This is a genomic window from Micromonospora sp. CPCC 205739, assembly GCF_036906795.1.
In the GTDB taxonomy this organism is placed as follows: Bacteria; Actinomycetota; Actinomycetes; order Mycobacteriales; family Micromonosporaceae; genus Micromonospora.
Window position 1 is genome coordinate 317,920 of sequence record NZ_JBAKHS010000001.1, and the last position, 23,373, is coordinate 341,292.

General features: G+C 72.3%; 21 protein-coding genes. 11 read left to right on the forward strand and 10 right to left on the reverse strand.

Annotated elements, in window-relative coordinates:
* Positions 1-20 precede the first annotated feature (20 nt).
* Together V6U88_RS01495 and V6U88_RS01500 are read left to right on the forward strand one after the other, a co-directional pair.
* Positions 21-980 (forward strand): GNAT family N-acetyltransferase, encoded by a 960-nt coding sequence (locus tag V6U88_RS01495; RefSeq protein WP_334449202.1) that lies wholly within the window; start codon positions 21-23, stop codon positions 978-980.
* A gap of 104 nt (positions 981-1,084) precedes the next feature.
* Positions 1,085-2,194, forward strand: a complete 1,110-nt coding sequence (locus V6U88_RS01500; RefSeq protein ID WP_334449204.1) for a hypothetical protein — start codon at positions 1,085-1,087, stop codon at positions 2,192-2,194.
* 277 nt (positions 2,195-2,471) lie between these two features.
* Here V6U88_RS01500 and V6U88_RS01505 read toward each other — a convergent pair whose 3' ends face one another.
* From V6U88_RS01505 to mshB, 3 genes are all read right to left on the reverse strand, one after another.
* Positions 2,472-2,936 carry a hypothetical protein gene (locus V6U88_RS01505; RefSeq protein WP_334449206.1) on the reverse strand — a complete coding sequence of 155 codons (465 nt, stop codon included), beginning with the start codon at positions 2,934-2,936 and terminating at the stop codon, positions 2,472-2,474.
* Positions 2,937-3,017: 81 nt separating this feature from the next.
* Entirely contained in the window at positions 3,018-3,458 is a 441-nt protein-coding gene (locus tag V6U88_RS01510; protein WP_334449873.1) for a hypothetical protein, read from the reverse strand.
* Between the two features lie 17 nt (positions 3,459-3,475).
* The gene (gene mshB, locus V6U88_RS01515; RefSeq protein ID WP_334449208.1) at positions 3,476-4,399 is read right to left on the reverse strand and encodes an N-acetyl-1-D-myo-inositol-2-amino-2-deoxy-alpha-D-glucopyranoside deacetylase; all 924 of its coding nucleotides are present in this window, start codon (positions 4,397-4,399) and stop codon (positions 3,476-3,478) included.
* 86 nt (positions 4,400-4,485) lie between these two features.
* On the opposite strand from mshB, the gene V6U88_RS01520 reads away from it, so the two are divergent.
* Positions 4,486-6,627: a S9 family peptidase gene (locus tag V6U88_RS01520; RefSeq protein WP_334449210.1), complete on the forward strand. Its 2,142-nt coding sequence runs from the start codon at positions 4,486-4,488 to the stop codon at positions 6,625-6,627.
* 56 nt (positions 6,628-6,683) lie between these two features.
* Here the strand turns inward: V6U88_RS01520 and V6U88_RS01525 are convergent, their stop codons facing one another.
* From V6U88_RS01525 to V6U88_RS01545, 5 genes are all read right to left on the reverse strand, one after another.
* A complete protein-coding gene (locus tag V6U88_RS01525) occupies positions 6,684-8,426 on the reverse strand; it encodes an ABC transporter substrate-binding protein (RefSeq protein ID WP_334449212.1) in 1,743 nt (580 codons plus the stop codon).
* Positions 8,427-8,576: 150 nt separating this feature from the next.
* A complete protein-coding gene (locus tag V6U88_RS01530; RefSeq protein ID WP_334449214.1) occupies positions 8,577-9,563 on the reverse strand; it encodes an ABC transporter permease in 987 nt (328 codons plus the stop codon).
* A gap of 10 nt (positions 9,564-9,573) precedes the next feature.
* Complete coding sequence (locus tag V6U88_RS01535; protein WP_334449215.1) at positions 9,574-10,584, reverse strand: ABC transporter permease; 1,011 nt, start codon at positions 10,582-10,584, stop codon at positions 9,574-9,576.
* Positions 10,581-11,690 (reverse strand): ABC transporter ATP-binding protein, encoded by a 1,110-nt coding sequence (locus tag V6U88_RS01540; RefSeq protein ID WP_334449217.1) that lies wholly within the window; start codon positions 11,688-11,690, stop codon positions 10,581-10,583. The genes V6U88_RS01535 and V6U88_RS01540 overlap by 4 nt, the downstream gene beginning before the upstream one ends.
* A complete protein-coding gene (locus V6U88_RS01545; protein ID WP_334449875.1) occupies positions 11,687-12,742 on the reverse strand; it encodes an ABC transporter ATP-binding protein in 1,056 nt (351 codons plus the stop codon). Before V6U88_RS01545 ends, V6U88_RS01540 begins: the two co-directional genes overlap by 4 nt.
* Positions 12,743-13,029: 287 nt before the next feature.
* Between V6U88_RS01545 and V6U88_RS01550 the strand changes: the two genes are divergently transcribed.
* The 6 genes from V6U88_RS01550 to V6U88_RS01575 all read left to right on the forward strand — a co-directional run bounded on the left by V6U88_RS01550 (position 13,030) and on the right by V6U88_RS01575 (position 20,502).
* Positions 13,030-13,578, forward strand: coding sequence for a Uma2 family endonuclease (locus V6U88_RS01550; RefSeq protein ID WP_334449220.1), 549 nt, complete (start codon positions 13,030-13,032; stop codon positions 13,576-13,578).
* Between the two features lie 33 nt (positions 13,579-13,611).
* Positions 13,612-15,048: a TldD/PmbA family protein gene (locus V6U88_RS01555; RefSeq protein ID WP_334449222.1), complete on the forward strand. Its 1,437-nt coding sequence runs from the start codon at positions 13,612-13,614 to the stop codon at positions 15,046-15,048.
* Positions 15,045-16,436 (forward strand): TldD/PmbA family protein, encoded by a 1,392-nt coding sequence (locus tag V6U88_RS01560; protein ID WP_334449224.1) that lies wholly within the window; start codon positions 15,045-15,047, stop codon positions 16,434-16,436. The genes V6U88_RS01555 and V6U88_RS01560 overlap by 4 nt, the downstream gene beginning before the upstream one ends.
* 266 nt (positions 16,437-16,702) lie before the next feature.
* Positions 16,703-17,506, forward strand: a complete 804-nt coding sequence (locus tag V6U88_RS01565) for a hypothetical protein (RefSeq protein ID WP_334449226.1) — start codon at positions 16,703-16,705, stop codon at positions 17,504-17,506.
* Between the two features lie 12 nt (positions 17,507-17,518).
* Positions 17,519-19,432 carry a fumarate reductase/succinate dehydrogenase flavoprotein subunit gene (locus V6U88_RS01570; RefSeq protein ID WP_334449228.1) on the forward strand — a complete coding sequence of 638 codons (1,914 nt, stop codon included), beginning with the start codon at positions 17,519-17,521 and terminating at the stop codon, positions 19,430-19,432.
* Positions 19,432-20,502, forward strand: coding sequence for a succinate dehydrogenase/fumarate reductase iron-sulfur subunit (locus tag V6U88_RS01575; protein WP_334449230.1), 1,071 nt, complete (start codon positions 19,432-19,434; stop codon positions 20,500-20,502). The genes V6U88_RS01570 and V6U88_RS01575 overlap by 1 nt, the downstream gene beginning before the upstream one ends.
* 145 nt (positions 20,503-20,647) lie before the next feature.
* Here V6U88_RS01575 and V6U88_RS01580 read toward each other — a convergent pair whose 3' ends face one another.
* Complete coding sequence (locus tag V6U88_RS01580; protein ID WP_442934557.1) at positions 20,648-21,037, reverse strand: (deoxy)nucleoside triphosphate pyrophosphohydrolase; 390 nt, start codon at positions 21,035-21,037, stop codon at positions 20,648-20,650.
* A gap of 237 nt (positions 21,038-21,274) precedes the next feature.
* Here V6U88_RS01580 and V6U88_RS01585 point away from each other — a divergent pair, with 237 nt between their 5' ends.
* Both V6U88_RS01585 and V6U88_RS01590 read left to right on the forward strand, forming a co-directional pair.
* Positions 21,275-21,583 (forward strand): 4a-hydroxytetrahydrobiopterin dehydratase, encoded by a 309-nt coding sequence (locus V6U88_RS01585; RefSeq protein ID WP_334449234.1) that lies wholly within the window; start codon positions 21,275-21,277, stop codon positions 21,581-21,583.
* Positions 21,584-21,868: 285 nt separating this feature from the next.
* The gene (locus tag V6U88_RS01590) at positions 21,869-22,207 is read left to right on the forward strand and encodes a hypothetical protein (RefSeq protein ID WP_334449235.1); all 339 of its coding nucleotides are present in this window, start codon (positions 21,869-21,871) and stop codon (positions 22,205-22,207) included.
* Positions 22,208-22,263: 56 nt separating this feature from the next.
* On the opposite strand, the gene V6U88_RS01595 is transcribed toward V6U88_RS01590, so the two are convergent.
* A complete protein-coding gene (locus V6U88_RS01595; protein WP_334449237.1) occupies positions 22,264-23,328 on the reverse strand; it encodes a DUF4190 domain-containing protein in 1,065 nt (354 codons plus the stop codon).
* Between the last annotated feature and the right edge of the window lie 45 nt (positions 23,329-23,373).

The window sequence follows — 23,373 nt, forward strand, 5'->3', positions numbered from 1 at the left end:
CGCCGGGGAGGAGGTCGATCGTGCTCCGACAGCAGGACGTGGGCCACCGGATCGTGGTGCGCCGCATTGTGGGGATTCGTGAGGGCCGGCCCCTCTTCTCGGACGCTCTCGGCGAGCTGGTCGAGCTGACCGAGACCCATCTCACTCTCGCCACCACGCAGGGCCGGTTGCGGGTGCCGGTGACCGAGGTGCACCGGGCCAAGCGGGTCCCCCCGACCCGCCGGCCGACCGCCGCCGCGGTGGTGGAGCTGGAGCTGGCCTCCGACGAGGCCTGGCCGGCCGCTGTCCGGGGCCGGCTGGGCGACTGGCTGCTGCGCGCCGCCGCCGGCTGGAGCGGCCGGGCCAACTCGGCGCTGCCGGTGGGCGACCCGGACCGGCCGTTGCCCGCCGCCGTGGACGCGGTGGAACGCTGGTACGCCGAGCACGGCCAACCGGCCATGGTGAACACTCCGCTGCCGCTGGCCGCGCCGGTCGGCGCGGAGCTGGACGCCCGGGGCTGGGGCAGCCGGCCGCCGGTGCTGGTGCAGACCGTCGCCCTCGCCGCGGTGCCGCCGGCCGAACCGGACCGGGCCGGCTCGCCGCCGGTCGAGCTGGCCGCCGCGCCGTCGCAGGACTGGCTCGCGATCGCCGCCGGCCGCAAGGGCGGCCTCCCGGACGCCGCGCGGCACGTGCTCACCGCCGTGGACCGGGTCCGCTTCGCCCACGTGTACGCCGACGGCACGCTGGTCGCGATCGGCCGGGGCACCGTCACCGGGCAGGGACGCTGGCTCGGGCTCAGCCTGATCGAGGTGGTGCCCGAGGCCCGGCGGCGCGGACTGGCCGTCCGGGTGATGCGGGCCCTGGTCGACTGGGGCCTGGCGGAGGGGGCGACGCACGCCTTCCTCCAGGTGGAACAGCGCAACACCGCCGCGGTGACGCTCTACCGGCGGCTGGGCTTCACCACCCACCACACCTACCTGACCCGCGTCGCCCCGGACTGAGGACCGGGAGGTTCCCGCAGGTCGTTCGGGGTACGGGAAGGACCGGACGCGGCACGACGCACGTCGCGACCCGTCAGGACCCCGGACCAGGAAGGACCTGCTCGATGGCCACGCGCAACGCATCGGGGCGCGCCAGCGGCTCGGCCGCGACGAAGAACGTCCCCGGCAACCAGACTCCGAACACCCCGGACATCAACGAGAGCGAGATCGCCCGGCTCAAGGTCGACCAGCTCCGCGACCGACTCCGCCGACGCGGCATCACCGGCACCGCCGACATGCGCAAGGACGAACTCGTCGACGCCCTGATCACGGCGCTGCGCGAGGGCCGCAAGACCACCCGCTCCGGTACCGGCCGCACGTCCGGCTCGAACTCCGGTTCCCGTGGCGGCGGAACCGGCGAGCAGCCGGGCAACCAGACCCCGAACACCCCCGACGTCAACGAGAGCGAGATCGCCCGGCTCAAGGTCGACCAGCTCCGCGACCGACTCCGCCGACGCGGCATCACCGGCACCGCCGACATGCGCAAGGACGAACTCGTCGACGCCCTGATCACGGCGCTGCGCGAGGGCCGCAAGACCACCCGCTCCGGCACCGGCCGCACGTCCCGCTCAAACTCCGGCCGCTCCGACTCCAGCAGCTCGAACAACGGCCGGTCGAACTCCGGCTCCTCGAAGCCCGGCCGGTCCAACTCCGGCGGCTCGGGCTCCGGCGGCAAGTCGGCCACCGCGGAACGCTCGCGTCGTCCCCGGCCGGGCGCGCCGGAGCTGGCAGCCCCGGAGGTGGAGCTGGCGGAGGTGGAGCGGCGCGCGGCGGAGCTGGCGGACGTGACGCCACTGGCCACAGAGGTCGAGGAGGTCGAGCGGCGCGCGGCGGAGCTGGAGGAGGCGGTGTCCGAGTCGACGACGCCGGAGGCCACGCGCCCCGGCGCCCGTGTCCCGCAGCCCCGGTCCGGCCGCGACGACGCGGCCGGGGACGTCACCGACCGGCAGCCGGTCCGGACCCCGGACGAGCGGACCGGATCGACGCTGACCCTGGAGACCGCCGACCGGGTGCTCACCTCGATGGTGCCGGCGGAGATGGAGCCGGTCGACGAGGTGGTCACCCCGGAGGGCACCGTGCTCACCGCCGGGAACGGCGCGGCCGACGCGGCGGTGGACACCCCACCGCTGCCGGGAACGGACGCTCGGGACCCGGCTTCCTCCCCCGCCCGCTAGACGGGCGGCGGCACCGGGTCGGGGGAGCGTCAACGAGACACCCGGCCGGGTCGAGCCCCGGCTCCCCTTCTGGCTCGGCTCCGGTTCGGCCCCGGCCCCGGCTCAGGCCCGGCCCGGCCCGGCGGGAGAACGAACACACCACAACGAGCGACATTCCTGAGAGGCATAAATATGCCTCTCAGGAATGTCGCTCACACCAACGTCGCCACCCACGCCCCGACCCGCCGGAGCGACGAGTGGACCCGGCGATCGGGACGGGACCGGACGGCCCGACGGGTCAGCGGCGGACGACTCGGCGGGGCTTGGCCAGCTTGACCTCGGCGTACCGCTTGAGCTGCTGCGAGCGGTGGTCGAGGCCGAGTGCGGTGAGCACCAGGTAGCCGATCGCCACGCCGGCCCCGGTGGCCAGCAGGTAGAGCCAGATCTGGGCGAAGAAGAGCCCGGCGCCCCCGCCGAACGGGTTGTCGCCGACCAGCAGCGGCCCGACCAGCACGGTCAGCAGCAGCGCCGCGCTCACCGCCGCACCCACGTCGGCGCCCCAGCGCCCGAGCGGACGGGTACGACCCTGGACGAAGACCACCCCGGCGAGGATCAGCCCGATCACCACGAACATGCCCAGCGATACCCGGTCGGCGGCGGTGTCGTTCCCGTCGAAGCCGAGTTTGATGATCACCCGAGCCACCACGTTGACCGCGAACAGCGCCCCCGCGAGCACGCCGACCGCGCGCCACCGATTCCCCATCGCACGCCTCCCGCCGTACCGCCCGCCCCAGTGGCGGGCCTTCTGGCAGGAATGTCTACCACCACAGCCGGTGTGGCGTCATCACCCGTCGTGACGTCGCTGCGGCGGGCCGAGGATCTGCCGGAACGCCATCACCGCGAAGGTCATCGCCCCGGCGGTGATCATGCCCAGCCCCACCCAGTTGTCCCCGGCGACGAGCAGGTCGCCCTCGGTGGTGCGGACCGCCGCCACGGCCATCAGCACGAACCACGGCAGCGCGGGCAGCGCGACCGCCCATTTCCGGCCCACCGTGGTGTACGCGAACCAGCTCACCGCGATCGCCGCACCGATGGTGACCAGCACCGAGACCCCGATCAGGTGGCCGCCCACCCGGACGGTGGAGAGCAGCAGCCCGAGCAGGGCCACCAGCACCCCGCCGACCACCGACACCAGCCCACCGGCGATCCGCAGGGCGACGTCGACCAGCCGCGTGGACCGGCCCGGCGGCGGCGTCGGCGCGACCTGCTCCTCGATGACCGGCATCGGCGCGGCGGGCAGGGTCACCGGAGCCCGGCCACCGCGACCGGGGAGCGGTCCGGGCCGTCCGTGAGCAGCCCGGCGAAGAGGTCGTCCTCCCAGCCGTACGGGCCCTTGCCGGGGCCCTTCTCGCCCACCGCGAGGGTGAAGTACTCCACGCCCATGAACTCGGCGCCGAAGTTGCCGGCGATCGAGTACAGCCACGAGTTGGCCGGGATCTGGGTGGCGTGCGCGCGCATCGCCGCCTCCTTGGCGGCGTGCTGGTCGGTGGCGTCGATCCGGGCGGCGATCTCCGGGTCCGGCGTGCCGAAGGGCAGCTCGTCGATGCTGCCGATGCCGTCGAACGGGTTGTCCGCCGCCTCGGTGAACTGGGTCAGGCCGGCCTCCAGCACGCTGCGCGGCATGGCCGTCCAGTAGACCTTGGCCGGGGCGCAGCCCTCGGCGGCGGCCAGCTCGTGCGCCCGCATCGCCACCCGGTGGGCCTGGATGTGGTCGGGGTGGCCGTAGAAGCCGTTCGGGTCGTACGTGATCATGACCTGTGGGCGGACCTCGCGCATAATTTCCACCAGGTGCCCGGCGGCCTCGTCGAGGTCGGCCTGCCAGAAGGCCCGGGGGTGCTCGTTGGTGGCGAGGCCCATCATGCCGGAGTCGCGGTAGCGACCGGCGCCACCGAGGAAGCGGTGGTCGGTGACGCCGAGCGCGGCGCAGGCCGCCGCCAGCTCGCCGATCCGGTAGCCGCCGAGCTGGTCGGCCTCGGCCGCGCAGAGCTGCGCCAGCTCCGGCACGTGGATCTCGCCCTCCTCGCCGAGCGTGCAGGTCACCAGCGTGACGTGGGCGCCGTCGGCGGCGTACCACGCCATCGTCGAGCCGGTGCCGATGGACTCGTCGTCGGGGTGCGCGTGGACCAGCAACAGGCGTCGGTCGGGCAGCGTCGTCACGACCGTCACTCTAACCGGCGGTCTGCGTCGGCCGAGGCGGACGCGTCCGCCCAGGTCGGCCACATCACGCCCGAGCCCGCTCTACGATCCGAGCTGTGGACTTTCCCGAGCTGGCCGCCCGCACCCGTCGGTTCAGCAACGGGGCGCCGCGCGCCGTTTCCGTGGCGGACGACGGCTCCCGGGTGGTCTTCCTCCGCTCGGGCGGTCCCGAGGATCCGGCCGAGGCGCTCTGGTCGCTCGACGTCGCCGGCGGCGAGGAACGCCTGATCGCCGACCCGGCCGTCCTACTCGGGAGCGAGGCCGCGTCGGGGACGCTCGCCCCCGGCGAGCGGGCGCTGCGCGAGCGGCTGCGGCTCAGCAGCGCCGGCATCGGCTCGTACGCCCTCGACGCGGCCGGTCGGGTGGCGGTCTTCGCGCTGGCCGGGCGGCTGTTCCGGGCCGACCTGGTGCACGGCGACGTGGTCGAGGTGAACACCGTCGGGCCGGTGATCGACCCACGGCCGGACCCGACGGGCGAGCGACTGGCGTACGTCACCGACGCCGCCGAGGGGGTCCGGCGGGGCCAGCTGCGGGTGGTCGAGTCCGACGGCACCGACAACCTGCTGGCCGGCGAGGACTCCGGCGTGACCTGGGGGCTGGCGGAGCACGTCGCGGCCGAGGAGTTCGACCGGTTCCGGGGCTACTGGTGGGCGCCGGACGGCCGGGCGGTGCTCGCCGCCCGGGTGGACGAGTCCCGGCTGCCGGTCTGGCACCTGCACGACCCGGCCGACCCGACGAGCCCGCCGACCACCGTCGCGTACCCCCGGGCGGGCGGCCCGAACGCCGAGGTCAGCCTGCATCTGCTGGACCTCGACGGTGGCTGGGTCGACGTGCACTGGGACCGCGAGACCTACCCCTACCTGGCCTCGGTGGGCTGGGCCGACGGCGGGCCGCTGATCACGGTGCTGCGCCGCTCGCAGCAGCACGGCCTGGTGCTGGCCGTCGACCCGCGTACCGGGGAGACGCAGGTGCACGCCGAGCTGGCCGACCCGCGCTGGGTGGAGCCGATCCCCGGCACCCCGGCGCACCTGCCCGACGGCCGGGTGCTGGTCGGCGGGGAGCTGGCCCACGACGGGTACGACGCGCGCTGCCTCTTCGCCGACGGCACCCTGCTCACCCCGCCGTCGCTCTACGTACGCCGGGTGGTGGGACGGCTGCCGACGGGCAACGGCCCGGCGGACCTGCTGGTCGAGGCGAGCGAGGGCGAGCCGAGCCAGCGCCACCTGTACCGGGTCCGCACGGTGATCGGCGGCGGCGTGGACGCCCGCCGGATGAGCGGCACCCCCGGCTGGCACACCGCCGCGGTCGGCGGCGACGTGCTGGTGGTGGGCAGCGCCTCGCTGGACGACGCCGGGACGAGCTGGTCGGTCTGGCGGGGCGACCGCGAGGTGGCCCAGTTGCGGTCGCTGGCCGCCACCCCGCCGTACGCCCCGCGCCCGATGCTGGTCCGGGTGACCGACCGGCGGCTGCCGTCCGGGGTGCTCTACCCGAGCGACCACGTCAAGGGCACCCGGCTGCCGGTGCTGCTCGACGTCTACGGCGGCCCCGGGCACCAGGAGGTGGTGGCGGCGCGGGCGGTCTGGCTGGAGCGGCAGTGGTGGGCCGACTGCGGCTTCGCGGTGGTGACCGTCGACAACCGGGGCACCCCCGGGGTGGCGCCGTCGTTCGAGAAGGCGGTGCACCGCCGGCTGGCCGACGTGATCCTCGCCGATCAGGTGGACGCGCTGACCGCGCTGGCGGGCAAGCACCCAGACCTGGACCTCGACCGGGTGGCGATCCGGGGCTGGTCGTTCGGCGGCTGGCTGGCCGGGCTGGCGGTGCTGCGCCATCCGGAGCTGTTCCGCTGCGGCATCGCCGGGGCCCCGGTCACCGACTGGCACCTGTACGACACCGCCTACACGGAGCGCTACCTGGGCCTGCCGGACGACGGCATCGACGTGTACGGCCACCACTCGCTGGTGGAGCTGGCCGCCGAGCCGCTCGGGGAGGCGGAGCAGGCCCGGCCGCTGCTGCTGGTGCACGGCCTGGTCGACGACAACGTGGTGGCCGCGCACACGCTGCGGCTGTCGGCGGCGCTGCTGGCCGCCGGGCGCCCGCACGCGGTGCTGCCGCTGACCGGGGCCAGCCACCTGGCCGCGGACGGGCTCTCCGAGCGGCTGCTGCGGCTGGAACTGGACTTCCTGCGCACGCACCTCTGACACGCGGAAGGCCCCGGCCGACACCGTTGTCGACCGGGGCCCGTCCCTACCGCGGGTTACTGCTTGACGTGCGCGTTGACGAAGGCCGGGTAGCCGAAGACGCTGGAGATGAAGACACCGCCAGCCTTGGAGCCGTGCACGACGTAGGCCACGTCGACGTAGAGCGGCACCACCGGGGCGTGCTCCTTCATGATCCGCTCATCGAGCTTGCCCCACTCCGCGCCCTGGTCGGCCGGGGGCATGGCCAGGATCCGGTCGAACTCGGCGTTGATCGCCGGGTCGTTGAAGTAGGACTGGTTGCTGTTGCCCTCGGCCTTGATCGACCGGCCGTCGTAGAGCACCGGCAGGATGGACGCGCCGCTCGGCCAGTCCGCCGCCCAGTTGCCGATGTACAGGTCCCAGGGGTTGTTCTTCTTCTTGATCTCGTCGAGCTTGGCGTCGTCCGGGATGTTCCGGATCGTGATCTTGAAGCCGGCCTTCTCCAGGTTGCTCTTGATCTGGGTGGCCATCTCCTGCTCCTCCGAGTCGTCGGAGGCACCGAGGACGAGCTGCGGGGTCTGACCGCCGAGCAGTTCCTTGGCCTTGTCGATGTCGCCGCTGGCGCCCGCCGGGTACGCGTCGTACGCCTTGTAGCCGATCGTCGCCGGCGGCATCAGCGTGGTCAGCGGGGCCGCCACGGTGGAGCCACCGATGGTCTTGATCAGGCCGTCCCGGTCGATGGCGTAGTTGAGCGCCTGCCGGACCTTGAGGTCGGTGACCCGCTGGGTGTTGATGACCAGCTGGTTGGCGCTCGGCGTCGGGGAGAGGATGCTCCGCGACTTCAGGTTGGCGTCACCGGCGACCTTGGCGACCAGCGAGGCGGGCACGAAGTTCCAGGCCAGCGCGCTCTGGTCGGCGCCGTTGTCGGCGATCACCCGGTTGTTGGCGGCGTCCGCGGTCGGGCCGAAGGTCCAGACGAACTGGTCCGGGTACTGGTGGCGCACCGGGTCGGTCTTCGGGTCCCAGTGCGGGTTGCGGTCCAGGGTCAGCTGCACGCCGACCTGGTGCTTGGCGACCTTGTACGGCCCGGACGAGAAGGGCTTCTGGTCCAGGTTGACGCCGGTGTCCATCTCCGGCTTGAGCGGCGCGGTGGTCGGCAGCGAGACGGCGAACGGCAGGTCGCAGCGGGGCTTGGCGAACTCGAAGCGCAGCGTCTTCGCGTCCGGCGCGGTCAGCCCCGGGGGCAGCCCGGTCTTGTTCTTCTTGAAGTCCCACTTGGTGTCGAACTGCGCGGTGTCGGCCAGCCACTCCTGGATGTAGGTCGGGCCGCCGGGCAGGTCGGGGTCGAAGGAACGGGCGATGCCGTACGCGATCTCCTTGGCGGTGATCGGGCTGCCGTCCTCGAACTTCACCCCGTCCTTGATCTTGAATTCCCAGACCTTGCAGTCGTTGTTGACGTTGGTGCCGGGCGTCTCGGCCAGGTCACCGACGAGCACCAGGCCGCCCTTGCCGTCGTCCTTCCAGGTGGTCAGGTAGCGGGCGAAGAGCGGGTTGGCCATCAGGCCGGCGAACGAGTAAGTCCGCTGCGGGTCCAGGTGGGAGATGGGGGTCTCCCGGATGATGGTGAAGGTGCCGCCCTTCTGGGCGCCGTCCACCTCGGCCGCAGGCCCCTGGGAGTCCTTGGGGTCGGTCGCGATCACCCCGGTCTGCTTCCGGTTGTTGTCCACCACCGGACCGTCGTCCGTGTTCTTCGTGCACGCGCCCAACGCCACAACCAGTGCGATGGCGCCGGATGCGGCTGCCGCCACCCGTGGTCGCATGTCGTACCTCCTCCACCGTGTGCTCTGCGGGCGCCGGGCGGGAAACCGCCGACGTCCCGAGGATCGTAAAGAAGAAAACCTTCGAGTTGTGTAACAGTTGTCGATAAATTTTGACGCCACCCGGGGCGGGTGTCCGAACGCGCGACGGCGTCAGCCGAGCCGAACCCGGGGGTCGATCGCGGCGTAGAGCAGGTCCACCACCAGGTTGGCCACCACCACGAAGAAGGCCGAGATCAGCACGGTGGCCATGATGGTGGGCAGGTCACCGGCCTTGACCGCGTCCACGGCGGTACGCCCCAGCCCGGTCAGGCCGAAGGTCAGCTCGGTGATCACCGTGCCGCCCAGCGCTCCGCCGACGTCCAGGCCGGCGATGGTCACCACCGGGGTGATCGCCGCGCGCAGCGCGTGCCGCCCGTACACCTGGGGTTTGGCCAGGCCCTTGGCCCGCGCGGTCCGGACGAAGTCCTCCGAGAGCGTCTCCAGCATCTGGGCCCGGGACAACCGGGCGTAGATCGCGGAGAAGAGGAAGGCCAGCGCGACCCAGGCGAGTACCAGCCCGCTCGCCCACTTCAACGGGTTGTCGAGGATCGACGTGTAGCCGGGCACCGGCAGCAGGCGCGTCGTGTAGACGAAGACCAGCATCAGCACCGCGCCGACGAAGTAGAGCTGCAACGACGCGCCGGTCAGCGAGAAGCCGATCGCCGCCCGGTCCACCCAGGTGCCCCGGCGCAGCGCGGAGACCATGCCGAGGCCGACCCCGAGCAGCAGCCAGAGGATCGCCGCCGGGATCACGATGCTCAGGGTCACCGGCAGCACCCGGGCGATGGTGTCGGAGACCGCCTCGTTGGCCACGTACGACCAGCCCAGGCAGGGCGCGTCGCACCGGCCACCCTGGGCGCTGCCCAGGTCCCGGCCGGTGACGATGCCCTTCATGTAGCCGGCGTACTGGGTGACGAGCGGGTCGCGCAGCCCCAGCTCCTCGCGGACCCGCTCCAGCCGCTCCGGGTTGCAGTTCTTCGGGCACATGCCGCTGACCGGGTCGCGGGGCAGCGCGAAGAACATCAGGAAGGTCAGCACGCTCACCACGAAGAGGGTGAGGGTGGCGGAGAAGATCCGCTTGATCAGGAAACGGGCCATGTCGGCACCCCTACCGCGACGACTTCGGGTCGAGCGCGTCGCGCAGCGCGTCCCCGAAGAGGTTGAAGGCCAGCACCAGCGCGAAGATGGTGACGCCGGGGAAGAAGACGTACGCCGGGTCGGTCTGGAGGTAGTCCAGGCTCCGGTAGATCATCCGGCCGAAGCTCGGCGTCTCGTCGGTCAGCCCGACGCCGATGAAGGCCAGCGCCGCCTCGCTGGTGATGAACTGCGGCACCGCCAGCGAGAAGGCCACCAGGATCGGCGCCCAGATGTTCGGCAGCAGCTGCCGGAAGAGCATGTGCCCCAGGCCGGCACCGCTGGCCCGGGCCGCCTCGACGAACTCCCGCTCGCGCAGCGCGATCACCTGCCCGCGAACCAGCCGGGCGGTGCTGGTCCAGCCGAAGACCGCGAAGATCACGATCAGCATCCCCACCCCAAACGCCTCGGGCACCGCGTCGCGCTCGCCGTAGAAGCGCAGCACCAGGGTCGGCGCCAGGGCCAGCGCGATGATCAGGAACGGCATGGCGAGGACCAGGTCGGTGATCCAGGTGATCACCGCGTCCACCCAGCCGCCCAGGTAGCCGGCGACGACGCCGAGCGTCACGCCGAGCGCGGTGCTGAGCACCGCCGCCGAGAAGGCGATCAGCAGGGAGGTCCGCAGGCCGTACACCATCCGGATGAAGATGTCCCGGCCGGTGCCGGGCTCCAGCCCGAACCAGTGCTCGCCGGAGATGCCGCCCAGGTAGCCCAGCGGCATTCCGCAGCACCGGTCCAGCTTGTCCTTGAAGTCCTCGCCGGGACCGACGCCGTACACGATGGACAACAGCGGGGCGACCAGCGCGACCACCACGAAGAAGACCAGCAGGGCGGCACTGACCCGGGCGGTCCGGTCCCGGCGCAGCCGGGCCAGCGCGAGCTGGCCGGGTGACCGGCCGACGACGCCTCTGCTCCGCGGCGCGTCGCCGTCGCCGCCGGACTCGATCTCCGCCAGCGCCACGCCCTCGATCGGGGACAGACTCACTTCGCCACCTCCTCGCCGCTCGCGCCCACCGATCCGGCCGGAGCCGTCGACTCCGCCGTGGCCGTCGCCTGCACCGGGACCGCCGGGCCGGCGGCGGCCACCGGGCCCGACTCCGGGCTCGTGCCGGCCGATTCCCCTTCGGGGAAGTGGCAGGCGGTGGACTGCCGGCCGCCGTCGCGAGGCACCAGGGCCGGCTCCTCGGTGGCGCAGATGTCCTGCGCCTTCCAGCACCGGGTCCGGAACCGGCAGCCCGAGGGCGGGTCCAGCGGCGTCGGCACGTCGCCGGCCAGCCGGATCCGCCCGGCCGGGCCGAGCGCCGTCACGTCCGGGATCGCCGACAGCAGAGCCCGGGTGTACGGGTGCTGGGGCCGCTCGTAGATGTCCGCCCGGTCGCCGATCTCGACGATCCGCCCGAGGTACATGACGGCGACCCGCTGGCAGAAGTGCCGCACCACAGCCAGGTCGTGGGCGATGAACACGAACGCCAGGTCGAGGTCGCGTTGCAGGTCCCGGAGCAGGTTGATCACCTGCGCCTGGATGGAGACGTCCAGCGCGGAGACCGGCTCGTCGGCGACGATCAGCTTCGGCCGCAGCGCCAGCGCCCGGGCGATGCCGATGCGCTGCCGCTGCCCGCCGGAGAACTCGTGCGGGTAGCGGTTGTAGTGCTCCGGGTTGAGCCCGACCAGCTCCAGCAGCTCCTGCACCCGCTTGCGCACCCCGCCCGGCGGGTCGATGCCGTTGACCTGCAACGGCATCGCCACGATCCGGCCGACGGTGTGCCGGGGGTTCAGCGAGGCGTACGGGTCCTGGAAGATGATCTGGAGGTCCTGCCGCAGCGGCCGCAGCTCCCGCCGCCGGGCGTGGGTGATGTCCCGGCCGTCGAACTCGATGGTCCCGGCGCTGGGCTCCAGCAGCCGCACCAGCATCCGACCGGTGGTGGTCTTGCCGCAGCCCGACTCCCCGACCAGGCCCAGGGTCTCCCCCGCCCGCACGTCGAAGTCCAGCCCGTCGACCGCGCGCACCAGTCCCCGGCTGCGCAGTCCGGTACGCACCGGGAAGTGCTTGCTCAGCCCGCGTACCCGCAGCAGCGGCTCGGTCTCACTCATCGGGCCACCCCCACGTGTGCCACGTCCTCCTGGTAGAGCCGGCTGCGGTCGGCCGCCGGCAGGTGGCAGGCGACCAGGTGCCCGGCCTCGCCCGCCGGGCCCAGCTCGGGAACCTCCGTGCGGGAGCGGTCGCCGTTGCGGCCGGCGTACCGGCAGCGCGGGTGGAAGGCGCAGCCCGGCGGCAGGTTGATCAGCGAGGGCGGCGTGCCGGGGATCGGCAGCAGGTCCGCCTCGGCGTCGCCGTGCAGCGAGGGCACGCTCGACAGCAACCCCCAGGTGTACGGGTGCTGCGGGCGCCGCAGCACCTGCTCGACGGTGCCCCGCTCGACCGCCCGGCCGCCGTACATCACCAGCACGTCGTCGGCGACCTGGGAGACCACGCCGAGATCGTGGGTGATCAGGATGATCGCCGAGTGGAACTCGGCCTGCAGGTCGGTCAGCAGGTCCAGGATCTGCGCCTGCACGGTCACGTCGAGTGCGGTGGTCGGCTCGTCGGCGATCAGCAGGTCCGGGTCGTTGACCAGCGCCATCGCAATCATCGCCCGCTGCCGCATGCCGCCGGAGAACTCGTGCGGGTACTGGTCGAAGCGGCGGGCCGGCTGTGGGATGCCCACCCGGCCGAGCATGTCGACCGCCCGGGTACGGGCCTCCCGCCGGCTCGCCCCCGGGTGGTGCACCCGGTACGCCTCGGCGATCTGCCGGCCGACCGTGTAGTACGGGTGCAGCGCGGACAGCGGGTCCTGGAAGATCATCGCCATGTCCCGGCCGCGCAGCCGGCGCACCTCCTCGTCGGGGAGGCCGACGAGTTGCCGCCCGCCGAGGGTGATCTGGCCGGTGATGGTGGTCCGCTTGGCGTCGTGCAGGCCCAGGATGGCCAGCGAGGTGACGCTCTTGCCCGAGCCGGACTCGCCGACGATGCCGAGCGTGCGCCCGCGCGCCACCGAGAAGGACACCCCGTCGACCGCGCGCACCACGCCGTCGGTGGTGTCGAACCGCACCCGCAGGTCCTCGACGCGCAGGTGGGGCGCCTCGTCGGCGCGCTGCTCCGACACGCCGGGGCGGTCGTCCGACTGCGCGGACGGCACGGGTTCCGGACTGTCCACGACCGCCTCCCTCAGGTTGTAGAGAACCTACAACAAAGTTCTGAGGGCGAAAATAAGCTACAAGGGCGGAGCTGTCAGCGTCCCACAGCGTAACGAGTCGACAACGGGCGTGAACAGTCCTCACCAGGACATCCACCTCGGCAACTCGATGTCGTGCCACCACGGCCGCACCTCGGGTGCGACCATGGTGACGGCACCCACGGGAGGATTCCCGCCGGCACGAGGTGGAGGTGACCATGACCGCGGCGGTGTTCGGCCACGAGGGACCGTGGACCGAAGAGGAGTACCTCGCCCTCGGCGAGACGCAGCAACGCGTCGAACTCTTCGACGGGAGCCTCCACGTGACCCCAGCCCCCACTCCCCGCCACCAGCGCATCTCGCGCAAGTTCGGCAACATCCTCGAAGCCGCGGCGGAGACCGCCGGGCTGGAACTCCTGGAGTCGGTGAACGTCCGGCTCCGACCGGGCCGGATCCCCATTCCCGATCTTGTCATCACTGGGCCGGTTGACCTGGACGAACTCATGATCGAGGCGACCGACGTCCGGCTCATCTGCGAGATCATCTCGCCGAGCAACGCGGCCACCGACAAGGTGCTGAAGATGCACTACTACGCCGCCGCCGGCATCGAGTGGTACCTCCTGGTCGAGCAGGAGACAGGGGGCCTGCGCCTCTTCCGCCGCCGGGGCCGCAACTACGTCGAACATCTCACGGTCAAGCGCGGCGAGACCCTGACGCTGACCGAGCCCGTGCACGCCACCATCCGGCCCGAGGATCTCGTCGGCTGACGGATGTCGGCCGGCTCGCCTAGGGTCGGGCGCATGACCGAGTTCGACGCGGCGTCGGCCGCCGTCCAGGCCGCTCTCGACGCGGGCGCCCGGTACGCGGACGCCCGGGTGATGCACCGCCGCTACGAGTCGATGTCGGCCCGCAACGGCGCGATCGAGGAGCTGACCCAGGACGAGAGCATCGGCCTGGGGGTGCGGGCGCTGGTCGGGTCGAGCTGGGGCTTCCACGCCGTACCCGAGCTGTCCGACGCCGCCGCCCGCGATGCCGGTCGGCGCGCCGCGGCGGTCGCCGCCGCGAGCGCGCGGGTGCCCGGCCCGCCGATCGACCTGGTGCGGACCGAGGCGGCCGTGGCGAGCTGGGCCTCTGATTGCCGGGTCGACCCGCTCGGGGTCGCCCTCTCCGACAAGGGCGACCTGCTGGTCGGCGCCACCGCCACCATGCGGGAGCACGGCGCCGACCTGGCCGAGGGGCTCTACCAGATCTGGGACACCGCCAAGTGGTTCGTCTCCAGCGAGGGGCACCGGATCGACCAGCGCATCCGCGAGTGCGGCGGCGGCATCTCGGCCACCTCCATCGGCGACGGCGAGACCCAGCGCCGCTCCTACCCCAGCTACCGGGGCCAGTACGGCACCACCGGCTGGGAGCTGGTCGAGTCGCTGGACCTCACCGCGCACGCCGCCCGGATCGCCGAGGAGTCCCGGGCGCTGCTCACCGCGCCCGAGTGCCCGACCGGCGAGACCGACCTCATCCTCGGCGGCGAGCAACTCGCGTTGCAGATCCACGAGTCGGTCGGCCACGCCATCGAGCTGGACCGCATCCTCGGCTGGGAGGCCGCCTTCGCCGGCACGTCCTGGTTGGACCTGGCCCAGCTCGGCTCGCTGCGCTACGGCTCCGAGCTGATGAACGTCACCATCGACCCGACCATCCCGGGCGCGCTGGGCAGCTTCGGCTTCGACGACGAGGGCTCCCCGGCGGTGCGCCGGGACGCGGTCCGCGAGGGGCGCTGGGTGGGCGTGCTCGCCGGTCGGGACTCGGCCGCCGTCGCCGGTCTCGACCACGGCGGCAGCGTACGGGCCGACGGCTGGGCCCGGCTGCCGATGGTGCGGATGACCAACGTGGGCCTGGAGCCCGGCCCGCACACGCTCGACGAGATCATCGCCGCCACCGACGACGGGGTGCTGATGGACGTCAACCGCTCCTGGTCGATTGACGACAAGCGGCTCAACTTCCAGTTCGGCTGCGAGATCGGCTGGGAGGTGAAGAAGGGCCGGCGCGGGCGGATGCTGCGCAACCCCACCTACACCGGCATCGGTCCGCTCTTCTGGCGCTCGATGGACATGCTCTCCTCCGAGACCGTCGCCTGGGGCACGCCCAACTGTGGAAAGGGCCAGCCCGGCCAGGTCGGCCACACCGGCCACCCGGCCGCGCCTGCCCGCTTCCGCGGCGTCCGAGTGGGGGTACGCGCATGACCGAGCTGGACGTCGCCGGTCAGGTGGTCGAGCTGGTCCGCCGGATCGCCGGCCCCGACGCGCAGGCCGAGGTGGCGGTGACCCGGCACGACCTGGCGCTGACCCGGTTCGCCAACTCGTTCATCCACCAGAACGTCGCCGAATCCGGCGTCTCGGTGCGCCTGCGCCTGCACGTCGACGGCCGGACCGCCGCCGGCGGTGGCAGCCTGGTCGACGCCGACGGGCTGCGCGCGCTGGTCGAGCGGACGGTGACGGCGGCCCGGCTCTGCCCGCCGGACCCGGCCTGGCCGGGGGTGACCCCACCCACGGCGGTGCGCTCCAGCGGCCTGCTCGACGAGGACACCGCCTACGCAGAGCCGGACGCCCGGGCGGATCGGGTCCGCGCCTTCGTCGACGCGGTGGGCGGCCTGGAGGCGGCCGGCTACTGCCGGACGTCGTACCGGTCCGGGGCGTTCGCCAACTCCGCCGGCCACACCGCGCAGGGGCGTACCACCGAGGCGGCGATGGACGGCATCGCCCGGGCCGGTGGCGCCGACGGGGTGGCCCGGCTCTGCACCGACCGCCTCGCCGACCTCGACGGGGCGGCGCTGGGCACCCGGGCCGCCGGCAAGGCGCGCGCCGCCGCCGACCCGGTGGAGCTGCCCCCGGGGCGGTACGAGGTGGTGCTGGAGCCGGCCGCGGTGGCCGACCTGTTGCAGAACTTCTCCTGGTACGGCTTCAACGGCAAGCGGTACGCCGAGCGGCAGTCCTTCGCCGAGCCGGGCGCCGACCAGTTCGACCCGTCGGTGACCCTGGTCGACGACCCGCTGCACGCCTCCGCCCTCCCGTACGACCTGGAGGGCACCGCCCGGCGGGCGCTGCCGCTGGTCGAGGCCGGGGTGACCCGGGCGGTGGCCCACGACCGGCGCAGCGGCGCCGAGGTGGGCACCGGGTCCACCGGCCACGGGATGGTCGGCGCGTCCACCTTCGGCCCGATCCCCCGCAACCTGCGCCTGCTCGCCCCGGCCGGCGACGGTGGGCAGCTCGACGGTGACGCCGACCCCGCACCCGGGGCGCTGGTGGACCGGGACACCGCCGCGCTGGTCGCCGGGATGCAGCGGGGGCTGCTGGTCAGCGACTTCTGGTACACCCGGGTGCTCGACCCGAAGAGCCTGGTGATCACCGGCCTGACCCGCAACGGGGTGTGGCTGGTCGAGGACGGCGTGCCGACCCGGGCCGTACGCGACCTCCGGTTCACCGAGTCGTACCCGCGGGCCCTGGCGCCGGGCGCGGTGCTCGGCCTCGGCCGCCGGCCGGTCCGCCAGCCGGACCGGCTGGACGGGGTCTGGTGGGAGGCGCCCCCGCTGCGCCTGGCCGCGTGGAACTTCACCGGCGGGGCCTCCGGCTGACCGGCCGGGTCGACGAGAGACGATCTTTTCTCGTCACCGGACATTGATCATGCTCCGGGTCTTTCCAACCTGCGGGACACACGGGACACTGCGTTGCGCGGCCGGGCCGTGGAGATCGGCGTAACGTGTGTCACTTAGCTGCGCCGACATGCCGGTGCGGTCGTTGGTGTGCGCAAGACGTGACAGTGGACGCGGTCTCGCCGGTCCGCTGACCGTTCGGAACGTGATCCGCCGCCCGCGAGGGCCCCGTCAGGGAGACGACTCGAATGACATCAACGGCAACGAGGCCGCTGGCGCGGGCGCGCGCCGCCATCGCGGCGAAGACGTTGCGGACCGACCGATGGTGGCTCGCCCCACTGCTCACCTTCCTCGGGCTCAGCGCCTGGGTCGCGTACGCGACGGTCCGGGTCTTCATGCACAAGTGGTACTGGGTCGACACCTACCACTACCTGACCCCGTTCTACTCCCCGTGCGTGACCGACCGGTGCATCGAGGGCGCCTCGCACTTCGGCCGGTTCCTGCCCGGCTGGTGGATCATCCCGGACGCCGCGCTGACCCTGCCGTTCCTGCTGCTGTTCCGGTTGACCTGCTACTACTACCGCAAGGCGTACTACCGCTCGTTCTGGCTGTCGCCGCCGGCCTGCGCGGTGCCGGACGGGCACAAGGCGTACAGCGGCGAGACGCGGTTCCCGCTGCTCGGGCAGAACCTGCACCGCTACTTCTTCTACGCCGCCGCGATCATCTCGCTGATCAACACCTGGGACGCGATCCTGGCCTTCCACTCCCCCAAGGGCTTCGGCTTCGGGCTGGGCAACATCATCCTGCTCGGCAACGTGGTGATGCTCTGGGCGTACACCATCTCCTGCCACTCCTGCCGGCACATCATCGGCGGGCGGCTCAAGCACTTCTCGAAGGCTCCGATGCGCTACAAGGCCTGGACCTTCATCTCCGCCCTCAACGTCCGGCACATGCAGCTCGCCTGGATCACCCTCGGCACGCTCGCCCTGACGGACTTCTACGTCATGGCGGTCGCCGCGGAGTGGATCAACGACCTGCGGTTCATCAACTAAGGGCCCCTGGACATGACTGAGACGCGAATCGAACGACACCACTACGACGTCGTCGTGATCGGGGCCGGCGGCGCCGGCCTGCGCGCGGCGATCGAGGCCCGGCTGGCCGGCAAGAAGACCGCGATCATCTCCAAGTCGCTCTTCGGCAAGGCGCACACCGTGATGGCCGAGGGCGGCGCGGCGGCCGCCATGGGCAACGTGAACAACCGGGACAACTGGCAGGTCCACTTCCGCGACACCATGCGCGGCGGCAAGTTCCTCAACAACTTCCGGATGGCCGAGCTGCACGCGAAGGAGTCGCCGCAGCGGATCTGGGAGCTGGAGACGTACGGGGCGCTCTTCGACCGCACCAAGGACGGGAAGATCTCCCAGCGCAACTTCGGCGGCCACGAGTACCCGCGGCTGGCGCACGTCGGCGACCGCACCGGCCTGGAGCTGATCCGCACCCTCCAGCAGAAGATCGTCTCGCTCCAGCAGGAGGACAAGCGCGACCTCGGCGACTACGAGGCCCGGATCAAGGTCTTCTCCGAGACCACCATCACCGAGCTGCTGCTCGACGGCGACCGGGTCGCCGGCGCGTTCGGCTACTACCGGGAGTCCGGCGAGTTCATCCTCTTCGAGGCCCCGGCCGTGGTGCTGGCCACCGGCGGGGTCGGCCGCTCCTACAAGGTCACCTCGAACTCGTGGGAGTACACCGGGGACGGCCACGCGCTGGCGCTGCGCGCCGGGGCGACGCTGATCAACATGGAGTTCCTCCAGTTCCACCCCACCGGCATGGTCTGGCCGCCCTCGGTGAAGGGCATCCTGGTCACCGAGTCGGTCCGCGGCGACGGCGGCGTGCTGAAGAACTCCGACGGCAAGCGGTTCATGTTCGACTACGTCCCCGACGTCTTCCGCAAGCAGTACGCGGAGACCGAGGAGGAGGCCGACCGCTGGTACGACGACCCGGACAACAACCGGCGTCCGCCGGAGCTGCTTCCCCGCGACGAGGTGGCCCGGGCGATCAACAGTGAGGTCAAGGCCGGCCGGGGCACCCCCGCCGGCGGCGTCTACCTGGACATCGCCTCCCGGCTGCCGGCCGAGGAGATCCGCCGCCGGCTGCCGTCGATGTACCACCAGTTCAAGGAGCTGGCCGACGTCGACATCACGAAGGAGCCGATGGAGGTCGGCCCGACCTGCCACTACGTGATGGGCGGCGTCGAGGTAGACCCGGACTCGGGCGCCGCGTACGGCACCGTGCAGGGGCTCTTCGCCGCGGGCGAGGTCTCCGGCGGCATGCACGGCTCCAACCGGCTCGGCGGCAACTCCCTGTCCGACCTGCTGGTCTTCGGCAAGCGGGCCGGCGGGCACGCGGCGTCGTACACCGAGCAGCTCGGCGGGCGGCCGAAGGTGTCGATCGCCGCCGTCGAGGCGGCCGTGGAGACGGCCCTGGCGCCCCTGCAACGGGACACCGGCGAGAGCCCGTACACCCTCCAGCAGGACCTCCAGGCAGTGATGGGGGACCTGGTCGGCATCATCCGCCGGGAGGGCGAGCTGGTGGACGCGCTGCGCCGGCTGGCCGAGCTGCGCGAGCGGGTCGCCAAGGTCAGCGCCAGCGGCGGGCGGCGCTACAACCCGGGCTGGCACCTGGCCCTGGACCTGCGCAACATGCTGGTGGTGTCCGAGTGCACCGCGAAGGCCGCGCTGGAGCGGCAGGAGTCCCGAGGCGGGCACACCCGGGAGGACTTCCCGGCGATGGAGCCGAAGTGGCGGCGGGTGAACCTGGTCTGCTCCCTGGACGGCGACACCGTACGCCTGGACCACAAGCCGCTGCCGACGATGCGGCCGGAGCTGATCGGCCTCTTCGACCGTGCCGAGCTGGCCAAGTACCTGACCGACGAGGAGCTTGCGGCGTTCGACGCCCTCGCTGAGGAGGCGGGCAAGTAATGGGCAACAAGCGACAGTTCCGGATCTGGCGGGGCGACGAGAGCGGCGGCGACCTGCAGGACTACATGGTCGAGGTCAACGAGGGCGAGGTGGTCCTCGACGTCATCCACCGGCTCCAGGCCACCGACGCACCCGACCTGGCCTGCCGGTGGAACTGCAAGGCGGGCAAGTGCGGCTCCTGCTCGATGGAGATCAACGGCAAGCCGCGGCTGAGCTGCATGACCCGGATGTCGACCTTCGAGGAGGGCGAGACGGTCACCGTCACCCCGCTGCGCACCTTCCCGGTCATCCGGGACCTGGTCACCGACGTCTCGTTCAACTACGAGAAGGCGCGGGAGACGCCGGCCTTCGCGCCGCCGGCCGGCGTGGCCCCCGGTGACTACCGGATGCAGCAGGTCGACGTGGAGCGCTCGCAGGAGTTCCGCAAGTGCATCGAGTGCTTCCTGTGCCAGAACGTCTGCCACGTGATCCGCGACCACGAGGAGAACAAGCAGGCCTTCGCCGGCCCGCGGTACTTCATCCGGGCCGCCGAGCTGGACATGCACCCGCTGGACGCGAAGACCGACCGCAGGGAGTACGCGCAGGCCGAGCAGGGGCTCGGATTCTGCAACATCACCAAGTGCTGCACCGAGGTCTGCCCCGAGCACATCAAGATCACTGACAACGGGATCATCCCCATGAAGGAGCGGGTCGTCGACCGCAGGTACGATCCCCTCGTGTGGCTTGGTAGCAAGATCTTCCGTCGGGGTGACACGCCCCAGAGCACCGCGAGCAGCGCGGGGAAGGAGTCCGTGGTGCACAGCAGCGCTCGTCAGGCTGGAGTCCACTCGCACGCCGGTAGGTCGCACGACCCCAGCGCCGAGATCCAGGCCCAGCAGGGTGTGAACTGGCACCGCGAGGTCCCGCACCCGACCGCCCCGGCGGTCGACGCCACCGGCAAGCTGCCGCTGACGGAGCTGACCTTCGACCGGGCGGCCGCGCCGTCGCCGTTCGGCGACGACGTCACCTTCCCGCTGCCGCCGGAGCACCTCAACTTCGCCCACCCGAGCCAGGACGAGAAGAAGCACTGAGCACGACAGCAACGACGGGGGCCGCGGCGACAGCCGTCGGCCCCCGTCCCCTTTCCGCCTCCCTGTCGGTTTCCCGCGCGAGGTACGCCTGTCGAGTCGACGGGTCGCGGCACCACCCTCATGCCCGACGGCAGCGCCGGCGGGATCAGGGGGCGGGACGCAGGAGAGGGCGGAGGGCGGCCACGATGGGAACGTCGGCGGGGAGCCAGGTGACGGAGTCCAGCTCGGCGGCGGAGAGCCAGCGCATGCCCTGGTGCTCCAGCGCCTTGGGCTGGTCGTCGTGCAGGAGCCGGGCGACGTACACCTTCAGCACCGAGCGGCCATGGGCCATCCGGACGTCGCGGCCGACGCGGTCGCCGATCTCGACGCGTACGGCCAGCTCCTCGGCGCACTCGCGGACCAGCGCGTCGGTCTCGCTCTCACCCGGCTCGACCTTGCCGCCGGGGAACTCGTACATCCCGGCCACCTCCGGCGGGGCCGACCGCGCACAGGCCAGCACCTGCCCGTCGCGGATGATCGCCGCTCCGACGACCACCTTCGGCTCACGCCGCTCGGCCTGCCCGCTTCCGCCTACCCGTTCGGTCCGCACGGGCGTCCAGCGTGCCAGATCAATCGTCGGTTTGGGTACCGTGCCCGACCGGTAGGTCAGCAGAACACGGAAGTGTGGGCGTGGACACACCGTCCCGCCGACGACAGACTGGTAAACATCGCGAGGACACGGGACGGCGACGATTTGGCCACAAGCCGGCAACGACGCCTGGGAGGTGCGGTGATGCGCGGGCTGTTCAACAGCCGGGCGAAGCACGACTACCTCAGCGACGCGCTGACGCTCCTCACCGGGTGGACCCGGGAAGGTGAGCAGATCCGGCGGATCCTCGTCATGGACGACACCCAGCACGCCGCACTGACCGAGCGGGTCAAGGTGGTCGCGGACGCACTCCGGCTGCGTCCGGAGATCAGCCGCCGGGACGACGAGACCCAGATCCGGGTCGGGCACGGCGACGGCGAGCCGCTGACCGAGGGTGAGGTCCTGCTGGCCGCCCGCATCGAGGACGCGTACCGGGCGGTCACCGGCCCCTGAGCGGCACGGCGCACCGCCGCAGCCCTGTGGCAGGTGTCCATCGTCGGCCCCCGTCCGCCGCGCCCCCGGGCGACCGGCGGCGTCACTGCCAGGCTAGTTCCCACCGCTGCCACCCGGCCTCGCCGGAACGTGCGGACCGGACCGGCCGAGCGGCCTCTCCTGAGACTTCCCTGAGAATCCGTCGTTTGGGCAAACAGGCCCAGGGTACAAGCTTCGGTACGGGCGGGTCGATACCGCCCGATAGAGGACGAACTACCCCGAAGCCACGCCCCTCAGGAGCTGACGATGACCACGCCCACCGGCACCAACCTCACCACCCACGGCGTCGACCACCACGGCGACCACCTCGGCCACCACGACGTGCGCGTCGCGCGTCGGCACGGCGAGGAGACCAAGCCCTCGTGGAAGACCACCGAGCTGGCCGTCTACCTGCTCTCCGTGATCGGCGTGCTGATCGCCTCGAACGCCGTCGGCGACGGGGCCGCCGACAACGGCGGAGACTACTTCGCCGCCGACAAGGCCTGGTGGTACATCACCCTGCTGACCATCGGTTACCTGGTCAGCCGCGGCCTGGCGAAGTCGGGCAGCCGCACCCGCGACGACGACCCGCGCACCAACCACTGACCCCCGCAGCCCCGCCGCGCCGCGTCCTTCCGACGCGACCGGCGGGGCTGGGTGTGTCAGCGGGCCGGTTCGCCCTGCACGGTGGACAGCCCCAGGGCCCGGCGTACGGCCAGCTCGGTCTGCGGCTCGCGGCGCTGCTCGGCCTGCGCCACCAGCCGGAGCATCCGGTCGCGGTCGGGGGCCTTCTCGGCATCCCGCCAGGACGCCGCGGCCTCCTGCGCCTCAGCGATCAGCTTCACCATCGGCTCCTTGGCCTCCGCCGGCCACGCGTAGGCGCTGAGCGCGAGCCAGAACCTGCCGTTGGCGGTCGCCGCACGCTCCACCATGGCGCGCAGCTCGGCCGGCGCGGCGGTCGCGCCCTGGGCGGCCAGGACGGCCCGGGCCTCGTCGAGCTCCCGGGTCGCCGTCAGGTAGGCGAGCTGTTCGGGGCGGACCACCGTCGCGTCCTGCCGCAGTGGCCGGGTCAGCGGCGTCGACCCGGCGAGGTAGCAGGTGATCTGCGGATAGGTCTGCCACTCGACCCGCGACGGGACGTACCAGCGCAGCCGCACGTCCGTCGGGAGCGAGAGCGGGTCGAGGACGTAGCCGCGCTGCCGCTGCCGGCAGGCCGTCTCGGCCCGTGCCGACAGCGCGGCCGTGCCCGGGTACGCCTCGTCGGCGTGCCGCTCGTATCCGGGGACGCGGTCGACCAGCTCCGCGTCGTGCGGTGCGGTGCAGAGCACCGTGCTGACCTCCTCCGGCGCGGTGCGCGTACCGGTGGGGGTGTCGTCGACGCGGAAGCAGTCACCCGCCCGCAGGCCCCGGACGCCGCCGCCCGCCGGGTCGGGCCGGGACAGCACCCCGGTCAGGACCAGCACCAGCACCAGCGCCCAGACGCCGCAGAGCACCACCCCGGCGACGGCGAGGCCCCGCCCCCGCTTTCCGGTCCGTCCGATCCGGCGCAGCGCGACCACCCCGAGGACGGCCCCCAGCACGCCGCCCAGCAGCCCGAGGACGAAGGCGGCGACGGCCAGGCGGCTCGTCCGGCCGCGCGGCGGGGCTCCCGCCCACGGCTCCCACTCGCCCGCGGCCGGCTCGGTGGGGCCTGCCGGTCGCCTCGCCCTGGTCTCATCCGTGGTCATGTCAGGTTCCTTCCCCCGCATCCCCCGTGCGGCGTGCAGACTAGT

Bases quoted from the DNA above. Each gene is read 5' to 3' on its own strand.
- V6U88_RS01500 (WP_334449204.1), top strand. From the start codon at position 1,085: ATGGCCACGCGCAACGCATCGGGGCGCGCCAGCGGCTCGGCCGCGACG.
- V6U88_RS01505 (WP_334449206.1), bottom strand. From the start codon at position 2,936: ATGGGGAATCGGTGGCGCGCGGTCGGCGTGCTCGCGGGGGCGCTGTTC.
- V6U88_RS01510 (WP_334449873.1), bottom strand. From the start codon at position 3,458: ATGCCGGTCATCGAGGAGCAGGTCGCGCCGACGCCGCCGCCGGGCCGG.
- V6U88_RS01525 (WP_334449212.1), bottom strand. From the start codon at position 8,426: ATGCGACCACGGGTGGCGGCAGCCGCATCCGGCGCCATCGCACTGGTT.
- V6U88_RS01530 (WP_334449214.1), bottom strand. From the start codon at position 9,563: ATGGCCCGTTTCCTGATCAAGCGGATCTTCTCCGCCACCCTCACCCTC.
- V6U88_RS01540 (WP_334449217.1), bottom strand. From the start codon at position 11,690: ATGAGTGAGACCGAGCCGCTGCTGCGGGTACGCGGGCTGAGCAAGCAC.
- V6U88_RS01550 (WP_334449220.1), top strand. From the start codon at position 13,030: ATGACCGCGGCGGTGTTCGGCCACGAGGGACCGTGGACCGAAGAGGAG.
- V6U88_RS01555 (WP_334449222.1), top strand. From the start codon at position 13,612: ATGACCGAGTTCGACGCGGCGTCGGCCGCCGTCCAGGCCGCTCTCGAC.
- V6U88_RS01560 (WP_334449224.1), top strand. From the start codon at position 15,045: ATGACCGAGCTGGACGTCGCCGGTCAGGTGGTCGAGCTGGTCCGCCGG.
- V6U88_RS01565 (WP_334449226.1), top strand. From the start codon at position 16,703: ATGACATCAACGGCAACGAGGCCGCTGGCGCGGGCGCGCGCCGCCATC.
- V6U88_RS01570 (WP_334449228.1), top strand. From the start codon at position 17,519: ATGACTGAGACGCGAATCGAACGACACCACTACGACGTCGTCGTGATC.
- V6U88_RS01575 (WP_334449230.1), top strand. From the start codon at position 19,432: ATGGGCAACAAGCGACAGTTCCGGATCTGGCGGGGCGACGAGAGCGGC.
- V6U88_RS01585 (WP_334449234.1), top strand. From the start codon at position 21,275: ATGCGCGGGCTGTTCAACAGCCGGGCGAAGCACGACTACCTCAGCGAC.
- V6U88_RS01590 (WP_334449235.1), top strand. From the start codon at position 21,869: ATGACCACGCCCACCGGCACCAACCTCACCACCCACGGCGTCGACCAC.
- V6U88_RS01595 (WP_334449237.1), bottom strand. From the start codon at position 23,328: ATGACCACGGATGAGACCAGGGCGAGGCGACCGGCAGGCCCCACCGAG.